Raw genomic sequence first — 489 nt, 5'->3', positions numbered from 1 at the left:
GACCCTGGTGTTCGCCGTCGCCGTGGCGCATCGTCTGGCCGGGGCCCCGAGCCTGCCCGGTCGCCCGCGTGCCGTCGTGGTCGCGCCGACCCGCGAGCTGGCGGTGCAGAACGCTGAGGTACTCGCCGAGGTCGGTGCGGGCGCGGGCCTCCGCGTGGCCACGTTCGTCGGCGGTCAGCCCCTGTCCAAGGATCGCCGGACCCTGGTGGCGCCGGTCGACATCGCGGTGGGAACCCCGGGTCGCCTCACCGATCTGATCCGGACCGGAGCCATTTCCACCTCGGACGTCCGGGTCCTCGTCCTGGACGAGGCGGATCATCTGTTGGGGCAGTCCTTCGGCGAACAGACGGCGGTTCTGCTCGCCGACTGCGATGACGCGACCCTGTTGTCGACAACGGCCACGGCGGACCCCGGGGTCGAGGACGCCCTGCGACGCCGGCGACCGGGGCTGTGCATCCACCGGGTGGACTCCCCCACCCACCCCACACC

General features: G+C 72.8%; 1 protein-coding gene. It reads left to right on the top strand.

What is annotated here, in order from left to right; translation table 11 throughout:
• Nucleotides 1-22: 22 nt before the first annotated feature.
• Nucleotides 23-489, top strand: a 467-nt coding sequence (locus IY392_RS18550; RefSeq protein WP_309234218.1) for a DEAD/DEAH box helicase, incomplete at its 3' end; no start/stop codon positions are given.

It is taken from the genome of Dietzia sp. SYD-A1, from assembly GCF_015356725.1.
GTDB lineage: Bacteria > Actinomycetota > Actinomycetes > Mycobacteriales > Mycobacteriaceae > Dietzia.
The sequence above is the reverse complement of the archived record's forward strand: the minus strand, read 5'-3'. Positions and strand labels throughout refer to the sequence as shown.